Raw genomic sequence first — 1,178 nt, forward strand, 5'->3', positions numbered from 1 at the left:
TCCAAGGCGGTTCTAGCGCTTAGGCTAGCACGTGGCTTCAACTTAGACGACGAACTGAAGAATGTAATTCTAGCCGTGTCTCGATCATTCGCGTTTTTACACAGCCAGGGTGAAACTGAGAAGAACTCAGCCCGAGCACATGTCGTCCGGGTTACCTCTGAAAGCGGACGCTGTGCGGCACAATCGGCAGGTCTCAAAGGGGCCAGAAACGGAAGTCCGAACCCGCCGAGACGTTCAGAGGCTTTTCACCTTTAACGTGTTGACTTGTCCCATGACACCGCGCCGAACCGTCGTTATAGGTACAGGGGTAACAATTGTCGCTGGCTTCGTATTGGCCGGGTACAATGCCGCGTCAACCCACGACGCCAGATGTGGAGTGATTGAACTTTACGATTCGGCCGACCGCTATCCCTTGAGTTCAATTCCGCCCGACGCCCATCCAATTATATTTCATCTCTCAGAAGCGTTTCGTTATGGCAGCAGCAAATCAGCCGAGAAAACACGAGGAGTTCTGATCCTAACTTATTATCCAAGTTTCAGCAGCCCGACCGCCCCCGAAAACGCTGCCTATGGTTTGAATTGCATAGGACTCTGCAATGGCCGCATCCTCTTACACGTCGAGTACAACTCAAATCTATTAAGCACATCTTCGCCGAACACAGGTGATTTCGTCGCGCATGCTCAGCTACGATGGAAACGAACCCCGCCATATCCTCCCAACGTAACAGTTCGTGACACGCCGCCGTCTGGTTTTGACGGTGGGTTTCAGCGTAGCTACGCCGGTGTCGAAACTTCTGAGATTGTGCTGTTCAGAAATGACCCGGACGGCTCTCACTATGATTTGGCCGCAACTTGTCACGCTAACGCGCAGAAAACGAGTTGCATACTTCATTTCTCTCTCAAGTGCGATCCGAAGCTATCTGTCACCGTGAATGGCCTCGACAGCTCTTACCTTGTTCACTCGTCTGACATCGTGACGCGAGTGAACGAATTTGTGTCTTCAATGGTCGATTATCCCGCCTGCAAAAGCTGATCCGAGTTCGGGCCATTAAAATCACCTAGAGTTTCCGCTTTGGGTCTTGGCTGTGTGAAAACGCCAAGGCGCTTGAGCGCGATAGAAGAAGTTATTCGTCCAAGGCGGTTCTAGCGCTTAAGCTAGCACGTCGCTTCAACTTAGA

1 protein-coding gene is annotated in these 1,178 nt (G+C 51.6%); it reads left to right on the forward strand.

The window, feature by feature from the left end; genetic code table 11:
• Positions 1-376 precede the first annotated feature (376 nt).
• On the forward strand, positions 377-1,033 hold the full coding sequence (locus AC629_RS46325) for a hypothetical protein (protein WP_143199924.1): 657 nt from the start codon (positions 377-379) through the stop codon (positions 1,031-1,033).
• Positions 1,034-1,178: the final 145 nt, after the last annotated feature.

The organism is Bradyrhizobium sp. NAS80.1 (assembly GCF_001908205.1).
GTDB lineage: Bacteria > Pseudomonadota > Alphaproteobacteria > Rhizobiales > Xanthobacteraceae > Bradyrhizobium.